Source organism: Sphingobacterium sp. JB170 (assembly GCF_900163865.1).
Taxonomy (GTDB): Bacteria; Bacteroidota; Bacteroidia; order Sphingobacteriales; family Sphingobacteriaceae; genus Sphingobacterium.
Genome location: NZ_FUKU01000005.1, coordinates 1 through 19,040, shown reverse-complemented (window position 1 = coordinate 19,040; position 19,040 = coordinate 1). Strand labels below are relative to the sequence as shown.

The 19,040-nt window shown below is 40.0% G+C and carries 18 protein-coding genes and 1 pseudogene; 9 read left to right on the top strand and 10 right to left on the bottom strand.

Features of this window, described 5'->3' with window-relative positions; all coding sequences use genetic code 11:
- Positions 1-189 precede the first annotated feature (189 nt).
- Genes FM107_RS00735 through FM107_RS00725 form a run of 3 tightly spaced genes read right to left on the bottom strand, consistent with a single transcriptional unit; the run spans position 190 to position 2,058 of the window.
- Positions 190-1,062 carry an AraC family transcriptional regulator gene (locus tag FM107_RS00735; protein WP_086946618.1) on the bottom strand — a complete coding sequence of 291 codons (873 nt, stop codon included), beginning with the start codon at positions 1,060-1,062 and terminating at the stop codon, positions 190-192.
- Positions 1,063-1,104: 42 nt separating this feature from the next.
- Positions 1,105-1,464, bottom strand: a complete 360-nt coding sequence (locus FM107_RS00730; RefSeq protein ID WP_143559391.1) for a hypothetical protein — start codon at positions 1,462-1,464, stop codon at positions 1,105-1,107.
- A gap of 33 nt (positions 1,465-1,497) precedes the next feature.
- Positions 1,498-2,058 (bottom strand): SCO family protein, encoded by a 561-nt coding sequence (locus tag FM107_RS00725; RefSeq protein WP_086946616.1) that lies wholly within the window; start codon positions 2,056-2,058, stop codon positions 1,498-1,500.
- Between the two features lie 237 nt (positions 2,059-2,295).
- Here FM107_RS00725 and FM107_RS00720 point away from each other — a divergent pair, with 237 nt between their 5' ends.
- The 9 genes from FM107_RS00720 (at position 2,296) to FM107_RS00680 (ending at position 9,240) form a co-directional block, all read left to right on the top strand.
- Complete coding sequence (locus FM107_RS00720; protein ID WP_086946615.1) at positions 2,296-2,856, top strand: SCO family protein; 561 nt, start codon at positions 2,296-2,298, stop codon at positions 2,854-2,856.
- A 48-nt stretch (positions 2,857-2,904) separates the two neighbouring features.
- Positions 2,905-3,678 carry a DJ-1/PfpI family protein gene (locus FM107_RS00715; RefSeq protein WP_086946614.1) on the top strand — a complete coding sequence of 258 codons (774 nt, stop codon included), beginning with the start codon at positions 2,905-2,907 and terminating at the stop codon, positions 3,676-3,678.
- Positions 3,679-3,694: 16 nt separating this feature from the next.
- Positions 3,695-5,860 (top strand): TonB-dependent siderophore receptor, encoded by a 2,166-nt coding sequence (locus tag FM107_RS00710; protein WP_086946613.1) that lies wholly within the window; start codon positions 3,695-3,697, stop codon positions 5,858-5,860.
- 79 nt (positions 5,861-5,939) lie between these two features.
- Positions 5,940-6,128 (top strand): carboxypeptidase-like regulatory domain-containing protein, encoded by a 189-nt coding sequence (locus FM107_RS20125; RefSeq protein ID WP_086946612.1) that lies wholly within the window; start codon positions 5,940-5,942, stop codon positions 6,126-6,128.
- Positions 6,129-6,679: 551 nt separating this feature from the next.
- On the top strand, positions 6,680-7,294 hold the full coding sequence (locus tag FM107_RS00700) for an SCO family protein (protein WP_256959262.1): 615 nt from the start codon (positions 6,680-6,682) through the stop codon (positions 7,292-7,294).
- 181 nt (positions 7,295-7,475) lie between these two features.
- On the top strand, positions 7,476-7,691 hold the full coding sequence (locus FM107_RS00695) for a hypothetical protein (protein WP_143559390.1): 216 nt from the start codon (positions 7,476-7,478) through the stop codon (positions 7,689-7,691).
- Positions 7,692-7,784: 93 nt separating this feature from the next.
- Positions 7,785-8,054, top strand: coding sequence for a hypothetical protein (locus FM107_RS00690; RefSeq protein WP_086946609.1), 270 nt, complete (start codon positions 7,785-7,787; stop codon positions 8,052-8,054).
- Positions 8,055-8,077: 23 nt separating this feature from the next.
- The gene (locus FM107_RS00685; protein ID WP_086946608.1) at positions 8,078-8,377 is read left to right on the top strand and encodes a transposase; all 300 of its coding nucleotides are present in this window, start codon (positions 8,078-8,080) and stop codon (positions 8,375-8,377) included.
- Positions 8,377-9,240, top strand: a complete 864-nt coding sequence (locus FM107_RS00680) for an IS3 family transposase (protein WP_086946607.1) — start codon at positions 8,377-8,379, stop codon at positions 9,238-9,240. The genes FM107_RS00685 and FM107_RS00680 overlap by 1 nt, the downstream gene beginning before the upstream one ends.
- On the opposite strand, the gene FM107_RS00675 is transcribed toward FM107_RS00680, so the two are convergent.
- The 7 genes and pseudogenes from FM107_RS00675 to FM107_RS00645 form a co-directional block, all read right to left on the bottom strand.
- The gene (locus FM107_RS00675; RefSeq protein WP_086946606.1) at positions 9,229-10,905 is read right to left on the bottom strand and encodes a heavy metal translocating P-type ATPase; all 1,677 of its coding nucleotides are present in this window, start codon (positions 10,903-10,905) and stop codon (positions 9,229-9,231) included. The two genes, FM107_RS00680 and FM107_RS00675, sit on opposite strands and share 12 nt — an antisense overlap.
- A 10-nt stretch (positions 10,906-10,915) precedes the next feature.
- Positions 10,916-11,677 (bottom strand): phosphatase PAP2 family protein, encoded by a 762-nt coding sequence (locus FM107_RS00670; RefSeq protein WP_086946605.1) that lies wholly within the window; start codon positions 11,675-11,677, stop codon positions 10,916-10,918.
- 11 nt (positions 11,678-11,688) lie between these two features.
- Positions 11,689-12,150 (bottom strand): cytochrome b/b6 domain-containing protein, encoded by a 462-nt coding sequence (locus FM107_RS00665; protein WP_218778882.1) that lies wholly within the window; start codon positions 12,148-12,150, stop codon positions 11,689-11,691.
- Between the two features lie 143 nt (positions 12,151-12,293).
- Entirely contained in the window at positions 12,294-13,451 is a 1,158-nt protein-coding gene (locus FM107_RS00660) for an efflux RND transporter periplasmic adaptor subunit (RefSeq protein ID WP_086946604.1), read from the bottom strand.
- A 66-nt stretch (positions 13,452-13,517) separates the two neighbouring features.
- A complete protein-coding gene (locus FM107_RS00655; protein WP_086946603.1) occupies positions 13,518-17,858 on the bottom strand; it encodes a CusA/CzcA family heavy metal efflux RND transporter in 4,341 nt (1,446 codons plus the stop codon).
- 160 nt (positions 17,859-18,018) lie between these two features.
- Positions 18,019-18,414 carry a hypothetical protein gene (locus tag FM107_RS00650; RefSeq protein WP_066852706.1) on the bottom strand — a complete coding sequence of 132 codons (396 nt, stop codon included), beginning with the start codon at positions 18,412-18,414 and terminating at the stop codon, positions 18,019-18,021.
- 87 nt (positions 18,415-18,501) lie between these two features.
- A pseudogene (locus FM107_RS00645) lies at positions 18,502-19,040 on the bottom strand (type II toxin-antitoxin system MqsR family toxin); the annotation flags it as partial.

Sequence of the window (19,040 nt, the reverse complement as noted above, 5' to 3'; positions counted from 1 at the left end):
ACGGCGAAGAGCGGAGGAAATATAGGTGCGAAACGCTTCTGTTTTTGGAACAGAATTATGCGGTTTACAGGATAATAGTTTAGCTATTCGTAACTGCTTCTATTTTGGAGAAATGGATTGCCGCATATAACAAAAAAGCAGTCCCAACTAACTGGAACCGCTTAAATTAATTCAATGGAGATATTACCTTTATCTCTGTGTCTTTCTAAACTCTTCTGGGCTAAGTCCATGCTTCTTTTTAAAAAAAGTAATGAAGTAAGAAGAACTGTCGAATCCAAGTTCAAATGATATTTCCGAAACCGTTTTGAACGTATGATAGAGCAACCTTTCTGCCTCCATCAGTATTCGGTCTCTTATTACTTCTCCGACACTCCTGCTCCGCCGTTCTTTACAGATACGGTTTAGGTAATTCGTTGAGATGTTCAATTTTTCGGCATAAAATGAAGGGAATCGTTCTCTTCTGTAATACTGTTCCAACAATTGTTCAAACAGTCGTACTTTACTCTCTTTTTCTCTATTATAGGGAGCATCGACAGCTATACCATTGTGTCTCTCCATAATACCCAATACGATATTCAGGTAAGAGCGCAATATCGTTCTTGAATCAGCTCCTGAGCGCTTGAATTCATCGTACATTGCGTCCATCATCATGCGCCAACGGGGCATATCTTCCGTATACTCCAACTGTTTACATACGCTATTACTTTTCAGAAATGAAAAATCGTATAAAACATTGTCGTTATATCGCTTCGAAAAGAAAGCGTCCGTAAACAATACCATCCAGCCTTTGGCTTGTTTATCTATTTCAAATGTACAGACACTGGTAGGGCTTACACTCAATACTTCGCCTTTATGGATTTGTGTAGAAGACTGATCTACAACAAACCTTCCGGCTTGATCTTCTAAAAAGATTATCATGTAGAACCTTCGCTGGTTTGGCAACGAAAAAAGACTACAATAATGCTGATTATAAGATTGGAGCGAAGTGATGAAAAAACCTAAATCGGGACTTTCAAAATCTTCCAGTGTCAAAACTCTTATTTCTTCTGTCTTGACAACCATAATAATATTACCTTAATTTAAATAATCGATAGATCAATTAAATCAGGCAATAGGCGGTTTGAAGATAGAAAAGCAAAACCCATCTGATAAGGGGGCAGTAGAAACCGATTGGGTTAATAGGTCTCCAACATCCGTTTGAATAGGCTGCGTATCGTTTAAAGTGAACAATGATAATATCATTGTTACTTCCAGCAACTTAAGTTTCACAGGTGCATCATTATGCTGCTGGTCCTCTTTAATTTTTTCCTCTAAATAACACGATCCTTTACATACTGGAATAGTATCAAATCTATTGATACACAACTGACTTTCTATATAGTCCCGGTTGAGCTGAAAGCCTACAAAAATCCACATACTACTCGTTGACTGTATCAATACAGCTACAAGCAACGATATGTACATGAATCTTTTCAAAATGGTGCGAATGTATTAAATTTATTTTTCTTTTCGTAAAATATCAATATCTGCTAATAATCTCTTGGTTTCCTCGCGTGAAGTTCCGTCGTATACACCTCGGATATGTAAATCCTTATCGACCAAAAGAAATCCACCGCTGTGTGTAAATCCGCCAGGGGCCGTACTATCCGGATAGGCAATAGCATAATAGGATTTCTCAGCAAGATGTAATACATCTTGTGGGCTTCCATATAGAAAATGCCATTTATCACTTTTTACCCCAATCTTGTCAGCGTAGGCTTTCAATGCCGCAATGGTGTCGCGTTTAGGGTCAATACTGAAAGACAGAAGAACAATATCTTCCATTCCCATCGTTTCATCGTACACTTCCTTCATCTGCGCGTTCATTTGCGGACAAATGGTTGGACATGACAAAAAGATAAATGAAGCAATATGGATCTTACCGATCAGGCTCTGATCAGAGATGGGTATACTGTCCTGATCAAGCATGCTAAATTCATCGATCTTAGGATAAATTAGCTCACTCCCTTCCGTAACCGGATTGCCGAGATAGGGAAGTTTTTTTTGTTGACAGCCCATGGAGCATATAGTCAAAACTAAGAATAAGGAGAAGCTTACATATTTCATTAAGATAAATACTATCCTATTTTAAATACCAAATATACATTTTATTGCTGTTAAATATCGATTGAATACCTTAAGTGTACCTTACAACATCCGATATGCACGAAAACCTAAACACGTCGCACGCTTAAGTAAACCACGAAAGCCATATAGTGTTGTAACTTTGCAAAGTTAATAAAGCAGCAGAGAGCAATGTATTTTCAAATTTTCAAAATCCTGCCATTTGGCATATTTTTTCTCGCCTCTTGTGGTCAAGAACGCGATGACAATAATCTTCCTATTATGGGTGAAAAAGAAATTGTTTCGATGGAGAAAGATGGCAAGACGGTTAATGACACGATCTACCACAGCATACCTGAATTCCGTTTTATGGATCAGGATAGTATCTGTATTTCCAATGAAGATGTAGCGGACAAGATATGTCTGGCAGACTTTTTCTTCACGCGCTGTCCTACGATATGTCCTTTGTTGGCAAAAAATATGCTGACCATCGCAAAAGAGTTTGAAAAAGAGGAGCGTCTAATGATATTATCCGACACCATTGATGCGAAACACGACACCCCGGCTGTGCTAAAAGATTACGCCACTAAACTTGGCGCACCGTCAAACTGGCACTTCTTAAATGGCCCACAGGATGCTGTCTACCATATTACAGGAAAAGAGGGTTACTTTTCGTATGCGGAGGAAAACCCGACATTCCCGGAGGCTTTGATCATACACATTCATTTCGCTAGCAGCAAGCCCTTTTTTTAAACACACTATAGATTTTTTTGGCATAAACCAGCAAAATACGAAGATAAAATGAAAGCAATTAACCTACTACTACTACTACTTATATTACAGGGAATGACAACCTATGGACAAGGCTCCTTGCGGGTACATCAGCAAGAAATGTATTCCATTGTAAAAAAAATACAGCAAGACACAATAACTGTTGCTGTTCTTCTGTACGATGATGTAGTGCTTCAGGATTTTGCAGGCCCTATTGAGGTTTTTGACAAGGCACAGAATCTCACAAAAGGAAAATTCAGAACGTTTACGGTTGGTTTAAGTTCCAAAGAAATTCATACCGAAAACAATCTTCTTAAAATTACTGCAGATTATACATTGGAACATTTTCCGAAAGCTGATTATATCATTATTCCGGGTGCAAGCATGCCTGTGATACACAAACTGATGGAAAATGAATCTCTGAAAGCTTTTCTCAAAAAGCAAAATGCAGATCCGAAAACAAAAATTGTATCGGTATGCACGGCAACTTATCTTTTAGCAAGTGCAGGCATTCTGGATGGTAAAAAAGCGACTACCCATTACTTTGTGGCAGACGACTTTGAGGAGCAGTTCCCGAAAATCCAGTTGGTACGAAATGTACGCTTTGTGGATGAAGGGAAAATTATCACATCATCCGGCGTTACTTCCGGAATTGATGCAGCTCTGCATATCGTTGGGCACCATAGTGGTGAGATGATTCAAGGGATGATTAACCGTGCTTTACAGTACACTTACGGTCAGAATGAAACTTGGCCGACTGCCCCCAAAGGAATGAGATACCGCAGTGAAAAACAAACAAATTAAACTTTTTAAAATCAAAATGAACAAAACAATTATATCCATAGCAACTTTGTTATTTGCTATAAACTTGAATGCACAAACCAGTGATTCTTTACAAGTCCAAAATCTTCAGGAAGTAGTTATCCAAGCAGAAAGAAAAGCTTTAGACCGATCCAGCGAAACCGCATCTAAGCTTCCGCTTAAAAATATAGAAAATCCGCAGGTTCTTAATACCGTTAATCATTTGGTTATCGAGCAACAGGGTATTACCAATTTTCCTGATATACTAAGGAATATCCCCGGCATCGGTAGAAGTTGGGCTTCCGTTTCTCCGTATTATACTTCCCGAGGTTTTTTGGTGAGAAATTATATCCGTAACGGAATGATCAGTTATGCAGCTTCGGATATGGATCCTGTAAATATTGAACAGGTAGACGTAATCAAAGGGCCTGTTGGTACGCTTTTCGGCTCCGGTTCAGTTTCATTTGGTGGACTTATTAACCGTGTTACCAAACAACCTTTTGAAGAAAGAAAAATAGCAGTCGGTTATCAGTTTGGAAGTTACGACTTAAGCCGGTTCACTGCTGATGTGAATTTGCCTTTAAATAAAGAAAAAACAGCACTTTTCAGACTCAATGCTTCCCATACCTACGATGGTTCATTTCAGGATGCCGGATTTTTGAAAAGTACTTTTATCGCTCCAAGTTTACTATATAAAGTCAATGAGCGTTTAAACTTATCTCTGGATGCAGAGATCTACGAAAGAGAAGGAACTTCCCAACCACAGTTTTCACCTGTTGGTCCGAAACAGACCGGTAGCACGGAAACATGGGCATCTACTCCCGAAGAACTGAATATTGATTATAAAAAATCTTTCTCCAACAACTCTGTCAAACTAAAAGATCCTGCCCGAAACTTCTTTGGAAAAATAGATTATAAACTTTCTGATCACTGGAAAATGCAGACCAACATCGTAAATGGCTCCACTTCCAATACCGGAAATTACCTGACTTTTGGAATAAAATCCGGAGATTCGGTAATCCAGAGAAAAGTATCCCAATATCCAACATCCAAGATTACAACCATTCAGCTTCAGCAGAATTTTATTGGAGATTTTAAAATTGGTTCAGTCCGAAACCGTCTTGTTGCAGGGATTGACTACTACAGAAATTCCAGCAATTCAGAAAGCAATGCTTTAAGCGGAAGAGGTGGAAGGCCTGTTTTTGATGAATTGAATATAGAAGGCAACAACAGCAATTATAATAATATCAATCCTTTTCTGATTGATGAAGCATTGTCTTCATACAGTTCGACATCGACCAAAACGGTGCAGCAAACCCTTGGTATTTATGTTTCAGATGTTTTTAATCCCATTGAAAGATTATCCGTAATGCTTAGTGCTAGATTTGACCGTTTCTTTAATGATGGCTCTACCAATCTGATAACAGGAGTTACCTCGGGAAACTACAATCAGAATTCCTTTTCTCCCAAATTAGGCGTTGTTTATGAAATTTTAAAAAATGAACTTTCTGTTTTTGCCAATTACAATAATGGTTTTCAAAATGTGGCACCCGTAACACAACCGGACGGAACGGTATCTGTTTTCAAACCACAGTATGCCAATCAGGCCGAATTTGGCTTTAAAACAGATTTACTGAAAAACAAACTGACGGCAACTTTGAGTTATTACGATATCCGTGTGAAAAACACGCTTCGTGCCGATGTAGATCAGCCGACATATACCGTTCAGGAAGGCGATCAGTACAGCAAAGGCGTTGAGTTGGATTTGGTTTCCAGTCCAATAGCCGGTCTTTTTCTGAAAGCCGGCTGGGCATACAATGACAGTAAATATACCAATGCCGTAGAATCCGTAAACGGACGCCGTCCTGTTAATTCCGGTGCTAAAAATGCAGTAAACTGGTATGCTTCCTATACTTTTGGAGGTCTCATTTTCAAAGGGCTTGGGTTTGGTTTTGGAGGTAATTTTAACGGGAAAAACTATCTCATCAACAATACCACGAACGGACAGTTCTATACCAACGAATACACGCTTTTAAATGCCAATCTTTTTTATGACCAGCCGCATTACCGTTTCAGCATCAATGCTGAAAATTTAGGCAATAAAAAATATTATTATGGTGGTTACGGAACATTTACTCCGGGAATGCTAAGGAGAATGATGGCAAGCTTAATTATCAAAATTTAAAATGAGTTTAAAGAACATCATAACAATCTTGCTGTGTCTTTCGGCAACGAGCAGTTTTGCCCAGAGCATACGGTGAACTATTAAATCGCGAACGGGCAAGGCTATTGCCCATACGAACGTTACTGTATTGAACAGTTCTATCAAAACGACTTCCAATGAAGAGGGTAGTTTTTCATTGGAATTAAAAAAGGGGAAGTATCAATTGGAATTTGAAACCCCTGTCTTTGCCCCTGTAAATCGTCAGCAAAAAGTGGACACTAAATATTAAAAAGATCCGGAGTGTTATTATCAAAAAAGCATTAGATTTAATTATGGACACTTCAAAGAAAAAAGTACAGAAAAGTTTGTTAAAGACACCCGTAAGACTTACACAGCCGAACAGAAGATTCTCATTGTGATGGAAAGGCCTACGCGCAGAGACTTCGGTAGCAGAATTGTGTAGAAAGCATTGAATTTCACAATCTCAATTTTAAGTTTGGAACCAAGAATTTATGGAAGCTGGGGAAAATCGGTTAAACGGAGATGTGATACGATAAGCTACAAGCGATGAAGTAACGGATCTGAAGAAAGAAAACGCTAGACTAAAGAAATGGTTGCCAATTTAGTTCTTCGCTACGATATTTAAATACCAAATATACATTTTATTGCTCTTAAATATCGATTGAATACCTCGAGTGTCCCGTACAACACCTGATATGCACTAAAACCTAAACACATAGCACGCTTATGTAAACCATGAAAGCTATATAGTGTTGTAACTTTGCAAAGTTAATAAACCAGTAGAGAGCAATGTATTTTCAAATTTTCAAAATCCTGCCATTGGGCATATTATTTCTCGCCTCTTGTGGTCAACAACGCGATGATAAGGATCTTCCTATTATGGGCGAGAAAGAAATCGTTTCAATGGTGAAAGATGGCAAGACGGTTAATGACACGATCTACCACAGCATACCTGAATTCCGTTTTGTGGATCAGGACAGTGTATGGATTTCCAATGAAGATGTTGCGGATAAGATCTACCTGGCGGATTTCTTTTTTACACGTTGTCCGACTATATGTCCTCTACTTGCTAAAAATATGTTGACCATCGCAAAAGAATTTGAAAACGAGGAGCGTTTAGTGATATTATCGCACACCATTGATGCGAAACACGATACGCCGGCTGTGCTAAAAGATTACGCTACTAAACTTGGCGCACCCTCAAACTGGCACTTCTTAAATGGCCCACAGGATGCTGTCTATCACATTGCAGGAAAAGAGGGTTACTTTTCGTATGCGGAGGAAAACCCCGACATTCCCGGAGGCTTTGATCATAGTGGTGCATTTACATTGGTAGACACTAACGGACACGTAAGAGGTGTTTACGATGGCACCCGTGAAGATGAAGCGAAAAAGGCAATAGCGGATATCCGAAAATTATTAGCACAATTTTAAAAAGATATAAACTAAATTGAAAAGGATCATTTCATTTCTAATACTTGTATCTCTCGCTTACCAATGTTTGGGAAGTATGGGGGTATTTGTGTGGTTTGAAAGCAACCGATCCTATATCACAAACGTATTGTGTGAAAACAGGGCAAAGCCGGAAATGCATTGCAATGGTCAATGCGTACTGATGAAAAAGCTCAAAGCATTGGAAGAGAAATCATCCGATAAAAGTCTTCCGCAGAACGCAAAATACGAAACTTTTCTCTGCGAGATGCAGGAATGGCTGGTGATGCCCGAAAGCATATCCATCCAGTTAGTGAACAAATACGTATCCTATTATAAAGCTTACTACAGTTTTATACATTTCAAGAATAACTTCCGCCCTCCTCGATTCAACGCCTAATTTTTTCTATAATAATTAATAGTGCTGTATTGACCTAAGAGGCTTTATACTCGGTGTGCAATATAGCGATTTTGGCATTGAATAAAATCGAGAATGAAACCATTTTACTTTGGAAAGTCATCCATGCTTTTTAGCATAATGGCTATGGCATTGATATACAGTTTGACCGGGTGCGGCAACAATACACATAACCAACAGCAAGAAGGCGCGGTTGACACGGCAGGTGCTTTGGTTGATATAACCGCTTTGACAAAAATAGCAGATACGACACTGACAGACAAAAGGATAAGTGTACTGGTACAGGACAGCCTGACCAGCAAAAACGAAACTGGAGTTGCTACCTTTAGTGCGAGACAGATTTAATAAGTAATTTTAAATTTGTAGAGATGCATAGAAAATTTGATGATTCATTTAAGATGATGGCTGTCGAGCTGAGCGTTGTTAGGGGCTCTGTATCGGAAGTTGCAAAAGAGCTTGATGTTGATCCCAGCCTACTTAGTAAATGGCGTAGGAACCCTCGTTATAATGGTAATAAAGTTTTGCCTGACAACCCCAAGATAAGCCCTGAGGAACAGGAATTGCGGATTTTGCGAAAACGACTTAGAGATGCCGAACTAGAACGTGACATACTAAAAAAGGCCATAGCCATCTTCTCCAAGGGAGACGGTCCATATACCGGTTCATAGTGGCGAACCGCGATATATATTCCGTAGAGAAGATGTGCCAGATATTGAATGTTAGCAGCGGCTGCTTTTACCGTTGGTTAGTTTCACCAGAGCCTGCCGGGGCACAGCGGAGCAAAATTCTTACTGATAAAATACAGAAAGTCCACAGGGATAGCGGTTACATCTATGGCAGTCCACGTATAACCGCAGAACTACATAAAGGAGGAAATGTTGTATCAAGATCTTATGTAGCCAGATTAATGAAAAAACACGGGATACGCAGTAAAGTGAAGAAGAAATATAAGGTCACCACAGATTCAAGCCATAGTTATAGGATAGCTGAAAATCTCCTCCAAAGAGATTTTTCAGCGGATGCGCTCTCGCAAAAGTGGGTCGGTGACATTACCTATATCCATACCGATAAAGGCTGGTTATATTTGACGACTGTTATTGACCTTGCCGATAGAAAGGTTGTGGGTTGGTCTTTAAGTACAGATATGACAGCAGAAAACACCTCCGTATCGGCAATGAAAATGGCTCTTAAGAATAGAGGTGTGAGAAAAGGGCTGATTTTCCACTCAGACAGAGGAGTCCAGTACGCCTGCGACGAATTTAAATCGATACTCAGCGATAATGACATAATCCAGAGTATGAGCAGAAAGGCGAACTGCTGGGATAATGCGGTAGCGGAGAGTTTTTTCAAATCATTAAAGGCTGAAATGGTTTATCACAGGAGATTTATAGATCAAAAATCGGCTAAATTGGAGGTTTTCGGATATATTGAAGGCTTTTACAATACTAGAAGAATACATTCCGCTTTAGGTTATAAAACCCCTAAGCAGGTGGAGGAAATGCTGTTGAAAAAAGAAAAATTAGCAGCGTAATAAAAGTCTCTCATTTTTAGTTGCAGTTCCAATCTTCATCGTTTCTTTGGAAATGAGAATAATATCACTCACTTTTTGCAGATTGTCTCTTAAAATCACCACATCTGCCGAATCGCTGGCGGCACTCGATCCTTTAGCACCCATCGCAATGCCTACATCGGCAACGGTTAACGACGGTGCATCGTTCACGCCATCACCCACCATTACAACCGGGCGAAATTCGTCGGGCATACTTTTCAGGATTTTCAGTTTGTCTTCCGGCAAACAGCCACCGTGCACTTCCGTAATGCCAATTTCTTTGGCAATGTTTTCAGAAATACTTTGCTTGTCGCCGGAAATCATCATAATTTTTTGGATACCCATTTTTATTAATTGGGCAATGGTTTGCCGGGCTTCGGGGCGCACTTCATCGGTAAAGGTGATTTCCCCTGCATATTTGTCATTCACCGAAACAAATAACGAGGTTTTTTCCGTTTTAATTGAAATGGGTTCGGTCGTTACAAAATTCAGTTTACCCACTTTCACCAGTTTGCCGTTTACTTTTCCTTCAATACCATTTCCTTCTATTTCCTTTAAATCTGTTGCCAGAGGAATCGGTTTATCCCCGATATATTTCATCACCGAAACCGCCAAAACGTGGGAAGACTGCTGTTCTACGCTGGCTACAAAATCAATCAGTTCGTCTTGCGAATAAGAATTTTCCGGGATGATGTCGTCCACAGTAAGATCGCCTTTGGTTAAGGTTCCGGTTTTATCGAAGGCGATGGCTTTCATTCTGTCCAGTTTTTCGATGACAGTCCCGGATTTTATCACCACCCCATTTCTGCTGGAACGGCTCATTCCGGCTATCAGGGCAATGGGAGCCGCCAGAATCAGCGGGCAGGGCGAAGCCACCACCAACACTTCGGCAATGCGGTTGGGATCTTTGGTAATCAAATAAGCAATTCCGGCAATTAAAAAAGCAACGATGGTAAAAGGCAAAGCGTACCGATCCGCCATTCGCACAAAATGTGCCGGCTCTTTTTCGGAATTATGCACCAATTGCACGAGTTGCTGGTACTGGCTGTCTTTGGCGAGTTTGGAAACCTGAATGGTAATGGCTCCCGAACCATTCACCGAACCCGACCATAAGCTGTTGCCTTTGGTTTTGTTGACGGGTTTGGATTCGCCCGTGAGCGAAGATTCGTCCAGCAGCACCTCTGCACTCAGTAAAATTCCGTCCACGGGAATAATTTCCTTGGGTTTTACGATGATGATGTCACCGATTTTAATATCCTCCACAGGAATATCATGTAAATCGTTTCCTGTTTTTTTATGAGCAATTCGGGGTGTATTATCAAGCAATGATTTTAAATCTTTCCGGGCTTTTTTCTGGGCATAATCTTCCAACGAATCACCTCCGGTAATCATAATGAGGATAATGAGTGCCGCCCAATAATTACCAACAGCTAAGGTTGCAGCAATGGCAGAAATCGCCAAAATATCCACGCCAAAATTCCCGGAACGAAGCACGTCGATCATTCCTTTCAGAAGAACAATGGACATCAAAATGCCGGTTGCCGTAATTAAGATTTTAGCATAATGCGGTTCTTTCAGGATAAATTCCAGAACAAGTGCCACTAAGGCAATGCTGAGAACGATAATGAATTTATATATATTTTTCATTTTTATAAATTTAAAAGTTTAAAGACAAACCTAATCCCATTGTTTTATTTTGATAAAACGGATATACAAGAGCACTATTTTTGCTATGATCTTTTGAAAATAATTGACTGACTTTTGGGAACAACCAATAGGCAACTTCTGTGGAGAGAATTCCAATACCGGCACCTGCAACCACATCACCCACCCAATGTTTATCATTCAAAATGCGATAAACTCCCGTAAAAACAGCAATTGGATAACCAGACAAACTTAACCAAATATTTTCATCCTGATATTCACGGAACATAAAATGTGCTGTTGTAAAAGCAGTTGTAGTATGTCCCGAAGGAAACGACAAATTATTAGAACCATCTGGTCGTTCTTCTCTCACCAAATGCTTGGTAGGTAATACGACAGCACTTGAAATCAGCAACGATGTGCCTAAAATAATACTTCGGTCTTTCAAATTATGTTTTCCTTTAAGTCCAATAGCATTTAATCCATAAAACAATATTGCAGGTACGTATTGGGTATAATTATCCAGTTTTATTTTATCCGGCTGATGCTCCCCAATTTCATATTGGGTGGAACGGTTCAGCTGTTTCAGATCATCAGACGTCAGGCTCAGGATTCCGTATCCGATAAAAACAGAAGGTACAATCAGCTTTTTATATTTAAATTGATAGGCGTGGTCAAATGATTGATCCATCTTTTGACCTGTTACCAAACTATCCGTTTGTGCTATTCCCAATTGATAAACGCACAATATGAGTATCAATAATAAATGTCTCATTCTTAAATTTATTAATCATCTCCGCCAATCATTTTGGAAGCAATTCCCTTTTGAGCTGTTTTTTCTGCCAGCCAAATCCCGCCAAAATGCAAAATAATAAAAATCGGAAACCAGTAAATTGCCCATTTATGAATGGTTTCCATTGTATCTTTCAGGTCTCCATTCCACCATTTCAGGTAGGCTCCGGTGATGGATGAAACAATCACAAACAAGTAAAATAGCAGATAAATAAATCCCTGAAATTTTTCTTTTGCTGATGTATTTGCCGAAAAAGGATTTGGAAAACGAATGCCCTTTACCAACATATAAATGATGCGAACCGCAATGATTACAAAGAAAACATACGCTGCATATACGTGCCATTGCCACATAGGGTCCAGAATGCTTTTTACTGTTACGATGGTTTGTTCATTGGTTAAATCAATGCTTTGCATATTTTTTTCAATAGCTCCCAGAATGGCTTTTTTACCCATCTAGTTGATCCGAAGAAATCCGGTGATAAACAAAACCGTCATTAGTAGAGCTGTGCCCCAGTGTAAACCACGATGAAGCGGGGTAAATATTTTTGTTGAATTTCTCATTATTTTAAATTTTTATATCAGATTTTATCTGACTGTTATTCTTCATCTTCACTGGTATTTTTCAACTTCATCAATATGGTATAGGCGTTTTTGACCACGATTTTCTTACCTTGAAAATCAGCAAAGTTGAGGATTTCAACAAAGCCATTTTCGGAAATTCCCAATGTGACCGGGACCATCTTCCAGGTCTGTTTCCCGGTTTCTGTAAAGACATAACTTTTCCCTTCAAAATCCACCACGCTTTCTTCCGGAATAGCATTGGCAAAAGAATTTTCTGTTTTCACTTCGGCATTCATATACATTCCGGGAATGAGTGCAGGATCGTATTTTTCAAAATGACAATTAACCTCAGCCATGCCGCTTCCGTCCACGTCTTTACTCGTCAGCAAAATTTCACCGGCATATTTTTTTGAAGGATCTACATTGGTATAAGCCACAATCTGTTGCCCGGTTTTCAGCATTTCCAAATCCTTTTCATACACTTTTAAATTGAGGTGAATATCAGAAGGATTGATGAGTTTAAACAGCACATCCGAAGACGTTACATATTTGCCTACATTCACATTCACCTTGCTCACAAAACCGTTGATGGTACTATAGACAGGTACGCTCTGCTGAATATTTCCGGCAGATATCTTAGCCGGATTTATGTTGACCAACTTCAGTTGCTGGGCAATGGAATTCATCAGAATTTTCTGATCGCTCATAATGGATTGTGCCTGCTGCATCACTTTATCACTACTTGCCTGGCTTTGGTTGAGCTTAGTTTGTCGGTTATAATCCAGTTGGGCAAAGTGGTATTTGGATTTTGCCATCAGATAATCCTGCTGCAACTGTACAAACTGCGGATTTTCAATAACGGCAATTACCTGACCTTTAACTACTTTCATCCCTGGCAAAAGGCGGGTGCTTTTCAGATAGCCGCCCAGCGGTGTACTTACGGAAACCAGATTTTGCGGTGGTACATCAATTTTACCGTTGAGTTTCAATACGGTGGAAATATGCTGCATCGACAGTTCCGCGGTTTCAATGGGGGTATTGTGTAACTGTGCATCGGTGAAAATAACCGTGTTTTCGTCTTTCGGATTTGCAGTTTTGGTGGCGGTGGTTTCTTGTTTTTGTTGACATTGAACTGCGGAAAGCAGTACTATCAAGACCAAAAAATAAGAACCGTATAATTTTAATATTTTCATTTTCTTGTCTAATTATATATTGATTTGAAAAATTCTGTTTACTGTTTAAAATATCCTGTTCATCAACTACTGAATCGTGATATAATTCAGTTCAACCACGCTTTCGTTTAGTTTCAATAGGGCATCTGCATAATTGCTTTTGAGCAAAACTGCCTGATTGACGAGCATTACAAATTCCAGATAATTGATTTCTCCGTTAATGAATTGTTGCTGTGCTGTTTTGGTAATGATGTCTGCATTTTTCAGTTCATCAGTTTCGTAACGGTTGATGATTTCGAGATTCGTTTGATACATTTGCTTGAGCTGTTTCTGTTTTTTCTCTAATGCAAATTCCGTATTATGCCAATCGTTTTCCGCAATGCTTTCCGCCACTTTAGAAGCGTGAATTCTTGCCTTTTGTCCGCCTGAAAATATTGGAATGCCAACACCTACCATCACCGAATGAAACTGTGGTGTAGCAGAATACAGTTTATCATCAGGTCCCATACCTTTGAACGAATTGAGATTATAACCGATTTGCAAACCCGGAAGAAGTCTGGATTTTTCCACTTCGGTTTGTTTGCCGGCAACCGTTTTTTGCTGTTCCAATACATGTAACAAGGGATGCGAAGCATTTTCCTGAAGCAAAAGAACCGGTCTGGAATTTTCCAAAGGAAGATATTCCGTTTCGGAATTGAGCAACCAACTGAACTGCAACTGCAAGGTTTTTATTTCCTGCTGCACTTGTTTCAACTGAATCTCAATCGCCGATTTTTGGTTGGAAGCCGTTGTTTTTTCCAGAATATTGCTTTCTCCAGCTTTTAAACGCAAACTGGCTTTGTCTAAAAATTGGGTGTACAGTTGCAACGTTTCATTCAGCAATTTTTCCTTATCTTTCCAATACACTATCTGGAAATAACTTTGGCTGACGGCTTTTTTCAGTTCAAATTCTTTAAGCGAAACATTCAACTGGCTTTTTTTCCATTCTTCGGAATGCAAATTTTTCTGTTTCTGATACACAGTTGGAAAAGCGATGCTCTGTGAAATCCCGAATTTCATATCGTTGTATGCACTATTTATTTGTCCGTAATCTGCTGTAACTGCGGTTTGCGGAATATCGGCATTAGAAGTTTTAATCAATGCTTTGGCATAATCCGAACGCAGTTTTTCATTTTTCAGGTTGCGATTGTTTTGCAACGCTGTTTGCACGGCTTCATCTAAAGAAATTATGGTTTGTGCCTTCATTTTTATTCCTGAAAACAGCATAAAAATCAACAGAACAGAGGCGACATGTTTGGATTTTGGTTTTTTCATTTTAAATCCATTTTCGATATTGACATATAAAAGCGGTAGGACAAAAAGGGTGAGCAAAGTGGCCAATATCAGTCCGCCAATTACCACGGTCGCCAAAGGTCGCTGCACTTCTGCTCCAGCACCTGTGCTTATTGCCATCGGGATAAAGCCGAGGGAGGCAACGGCTGCGGTCATCAATACCGGACGCAATCGGCTTTCGCCGCCATCAATCACAATTCTGACGATATTTCTAATGCCGTTTTTATGCAGTCGGTTAAATTCTGAAATCAATACAATACCGTTCAAAACCGCTACGCCAAAAAGAGCGATAAAACCAACGGCAGCACTGATGCTGAAAGGCATTCCGCGTAAATTCAACATAAATACACCTCCGATGACCGACAACGGAATGGCGGTGTAAATCAGAAGACTTTCTTTAATCGACTTGAACGCCATAAACAACAGGACAAATATCAATGCCAATGCCAGCGGAACGGCAATCATCAACCGTTGTTTGGCGTTGTTCAGATTTTCAAAAGAACCGCCATACGTAATAGAATAGCCGGCCGGAAGTTTAATCTGTTTGTCCACTTTACCCTGCAATTCTTCCACAATGCTTTGCACATCACGGTCTTTGATGTTGAAGCCGACGACAATACGGCGTTGTGCATTTTCACGTTGAATTTGATTGGGACCTTCCACCACATCTACGGTTGCCAGCTGATTGAGCGGGATCTGATTGCCTGCAGGTGTTGGAACCAATAGATTTTGAATATCATTGATGTTTTTTCGGTCACTGGCATTCAGGCGTACTACCATATCAAAGCGTTTTTCGCCTTCAAAAACCAAACCTGTACTCTGTCCGGCAAATGCGGTATTAATCACCCGATTGACATCTGCAACAGAAAGATGATACTGAGCAATCACGGGACGATTGTATTTTACCACCACCTGCGGAAGCCCGGAAACCGGTTCTATATAAAGGTTTTGTGTACCTTTTACCGTTTCAATGATTTTACCGAGTTGGTTGGCATTTTGCACCAAAGAATCCAGATTATCGCCAAAGATTTTGATGACCACATCCTGTCTTGCACCGGTCATCAGTTCATTAAAACGCATCGCTACCGGATACTGAAAACCAACTGTAATACCGGGCACATCTTCCAGTGCTTTGCTCATTTTTTCTGATAATTCGGGAAACGTTTTGGCGGAAGTCCATTCTTTTTTGTCTTTCAGAATGACCATCATATCCGAAGCATCCATTGGCATCGGATCGGTAGGCACTTCTCCACTTCCTATCTTGGTGACCACTTTTTCCACTTCGGGGAAACGGGTTTTTAAGATATGGGCTGCTTTTTGCGTACTTTCAATCGTGGTGGTAAGGTTGCTGCCCGGTAAAACGCGGGTATCCACCGCAAAATCACCTTCTTCCAAAGACGGAATAAATTCGCCGCCCATTCTGCTTAGCAGAATTATTGCCGTGATGAACAATATCCCGATTATGGTAAAAATGGTTTTCGGAATGCGTAAAACTTTCAGCAAGGTTTTCAAATAAAGCGCTTCTACTTTCTTCATTACCCTGTCCGACCACGAAGGTTTTAAACTTCTTTTCTTCAACAAAACCGAACTCATCATCGGAATGTAGGTTAGGGAAAGCAGAAATGCACCTAATAATGCAAACGCCACCGTTTCTGCCATCGGGCGGAACATTTTCCCTTCAATCCCCTGCAATGTTAGGATCGGAATGTACACAATGAAGATGATAATTTGTCCGAAAACTGCACTGTTCATCATTCTTCCGGCAGATTCTGTAACTACACTATCCATATCATTGGACGGAATTTTCAGCAGGCTCTTGAACTTAGGATTGAGGGATAACTGATGCAGGACGGCTTCTACAATAATGACCGCTCCGTCGATGATTAATCCAAAATCCAGTGCACCCAAACTCATCAGATTGCCGCTCACCCCGAAAAGGTTCATCATACAAATGGCAAAAAGCATTGCCAGTGGAATCACCGAAGCCACGAGTAAGCCGGCTCTGAAATTTCCGAGAAATAAAACGAGGACAAATACCACGATTAAAGCACCTTCCATAAGGTTTCTCTCTACCGTGCTGATGGCATTATTCACCATTTTGGTACGGTCAAGAAAGGGTTCTATCACCACGCCTTCGGGCAGGGTTTTCTGGATTTGAGCCACTTTGGCTTTTACATCTTTGATGACCTGACTACTGTTGGCACCTTTCAGCATCATCACCACCGCACCCGAAACTTCGCCCTGATCGTTGTAAGTCATCGCTCCGTAACGGGTGGCATAGCCAATTTTGACATCAGCTACATCTTGGATAAACAGCGGTACATCGTTGTTTTTATTGGTAATGGAAATGTTTTGAATATCCTCAATATTGCCCACCAAACCTTCGCTCCGAATGTAGAGAACGGTTGGCCCTTTTTCGATATAAGCACCGCCGGTGTTCTGGTTATTGGCATTCAGTGCATCAAAAACATCATTGATGGTAATGCCGTAAGCATTGAGTCGGTCGGGATTCACGGCAATCTCGTATTGCTTCAATTTACCGCCAAAACTGCTGACTTCCGCTACGCCTTTGACCTGAAGTAGCTGTCGACGCACAATCCAATCCTGAATGGTACGGAGTTCCGTAACGTCGTATTTTTGTTCAAAACCTTCTTTAGGACGAACGACATATTGATAGATTTCGCCCAAACCGGTAGAAATCGGCCCTAATTGCGGTGTTCCGATACCTTGCGGAATTTCATTCTGAACCTGTTGCAGCCGCTCTGCCACTTGTTGTCTTGCCCAATACACATCAATACCATCATCAAAAACAATGGTAACCAAGGACAATCCGAAACGGGAGAAACTGCGGATTTCTTTGAGTCCGGAAATATTGGAGTTCGCCTGTTCAATTGGGAAAGTAACCAGACGTTCGATATCGGTTGCCCCAAAAGACGGAGCGATTGTAATAACCTGCACCTGATTATTGGTAATGTCCGGCACAGCATCAATCGGTAATTTGCTTACCTGATAAGAGCCAATGCCGATTAAACCAAGAACCAATAATGCTATAATGAGTTTGTTCTTTACAGAAAACTCAATGATTTTTGTAAGCATAATTTATTCTGTTAATCGTAAATGATAAATAAAGAGATTTGACGTTTCCAATACATGATCAATCCTACAGGCGGACACAAAATACACCGACTGCCCGAATGAAAGTATTATCAAACAGCAAATGCACGATGAAAGGATTCATCGTGGAAATCAAAAAAGATTAACAGAATTTCGGAGGTTGCCAGATGGCAGAACGGTAATTGTTATCAGAAAATGTATCGTCCAAAGGCAAGGTTTTGGGTTCTTTGCCTACAAGTTTTTTGGTTTCTATATCAAAACTAAAAGGGGGGACAAGTACAAAACTGATATTCAAAACATCGATATGTACGATAAACGGTAATTGTTTGTCTTGTTCATAATCGTCATCGTGTGGATGGTTTTCCAGATGGCTCCCGGCGTAATGAACTTCCAAAAATTGCAAAACAGTAACCTCCGGATTTTTTTCTTTGTGATCGAAATAATGCTCTATAAGTATAGGAAACTTCAATAACTGACCTAATTCAGTTGTCGAAATTAAATACACAGACAATAATAATATTGAAAACATTTTTTTCACTTAACAAAGTTAATAAAAAAGTCTGCTCTCTTTTATAAGACGCTGTAATTTAAAATATTTCAAAATAAATGATTTAAAAATTCAATATTATCCCTCCTGTATCAAATGCTGTAAATTCGGGTCGTTCTTTATACGCTCCATTTCACTTTCCACGATATGAACAATGTCTAATTTTATCTGACGATAATTGTTCTCAATATCCCGTTTCATATTATCTTCTCCGCTTTCATCGACAAAGGATAAAATTTCCGGTATCTTCTGGTACGCTTTTGTTTCGGCAGCAACTTTCTCGTTATCTACTACAATTTCTGCGTGAAATATCTTTTGTTCTATACGTTCGTCAAAGTTATCGGACACTGAACCGACAAACATACCTTGTGTAAGTGTACTGATTTTTGAAGCTGGAATAAGACTGTCTAATTGGGTAGAAATTGAAGTTGATTTGTCATTTCGGTTAATCGTCATACTTTGGCGTTTCTGTAATACTTTCCCAAAGCGTTCTGACAGGCTCTTTGCCGTTTCGCCCACGACCTGACCGCTAAAAATATTACCGACCGTGTTCTGAATTACCGTAAGCATCCGGTGAATACCCTCAAACGGGGATTTACGGGGTATTTTTCCACCTA

Coding starts and splice junctions, on each gene's coding strand:
- FM107_RS00735 (WP_086946618.1), bottom strand. CDS start 1,062: ATGGTTGTCAAGACAGAAGAAATAAGAGTTTTGACACTGGAAGATTTT.
- FM107_RS00730 (WP_143559391.1), bottom strand. CDS start 1,464: ATGTACATATCGTTGCTTGTAGCTGTATTGATACAGTCAACGAGTAGT.
- FM107_RS00725 (WP_086946616.1), bottom strand. CDS start 2,058: ATGGGCTGTCAACAAAAAAAACTTCCCTATCTCGGCAATCCGGTTACG.
- FM107_RS00720 (WP_086946615.1), top strand. CDS start 2,296: ATGTATTTTCAAATTTTCAAAATCCTGCCATTTGGCATATTTTTTCTC.
- FM107_RS00715 (WP_086946614.1), top strand. CDS start 2,905: ATGAAAGCAATTAACCTACTACTACTACTACTTATATTACAGGGAATG.
- FM107_RS00710 (WP_086946613.1), top strand. CDS start 3,695: ATGAACAAAACAATTATATCCATAGCAACTTTGTTATTTGCTATAAAC.
- FM107_RS00695 (WP_143559390.1), top strand. CDS start 7,476: ATGAAAAAGCTCAAAGCATTGGAAGAGAAATCATCCGATAAAAGTCTT.
- FM107_RS00690 (WP_086946609.1), top strand. CDS start 7,785: ATGAAACCATTTTACTTTGGAAAGTCATCCATGCTTTTTAGCATAATG.
- FM107_RS00685 (WP_086946608.1), top strand. CDS start 8,078: ATGCATAGAAAATTTGATGATTCATTTAAGATGATGGCTGTCGAGCTG.
- FM107_RS00675 (WP_086946606.1), bottom strand. CDS start 10,905: ATGAAAAATATATATAAATTCATTATCGTTCTCAGCATTGCCTTAGTG.
- FM107_RS00670 (WP_086946605.1), bottom strand. CDS start 11,677: ATGAGACATTTATTATTGATACTCATATTGTGCGTTTATCAATTGGGA.
- FM107_RS00665 (WP_218778882.1), bottom strand. CDS start 12,150: ATGGGTAAAAAAGCCATTCTGGGAGCTATTGAAAAAAATATGCAAAGC.
- FM107_RS00660 (WP_086946604.1), bottom strand. CDS start 13,451: ATGAAAATATTAAAATTATACGGTTCTTATTTTTTGGTCTTGATAGTA.
- FM107_RS00655 (WP_086946603.1), bottom strand. CDS start 17,858: ATGCTTACAAAAATCATTGAGTTTTCTGTAAAGAACAAACTCATTATA.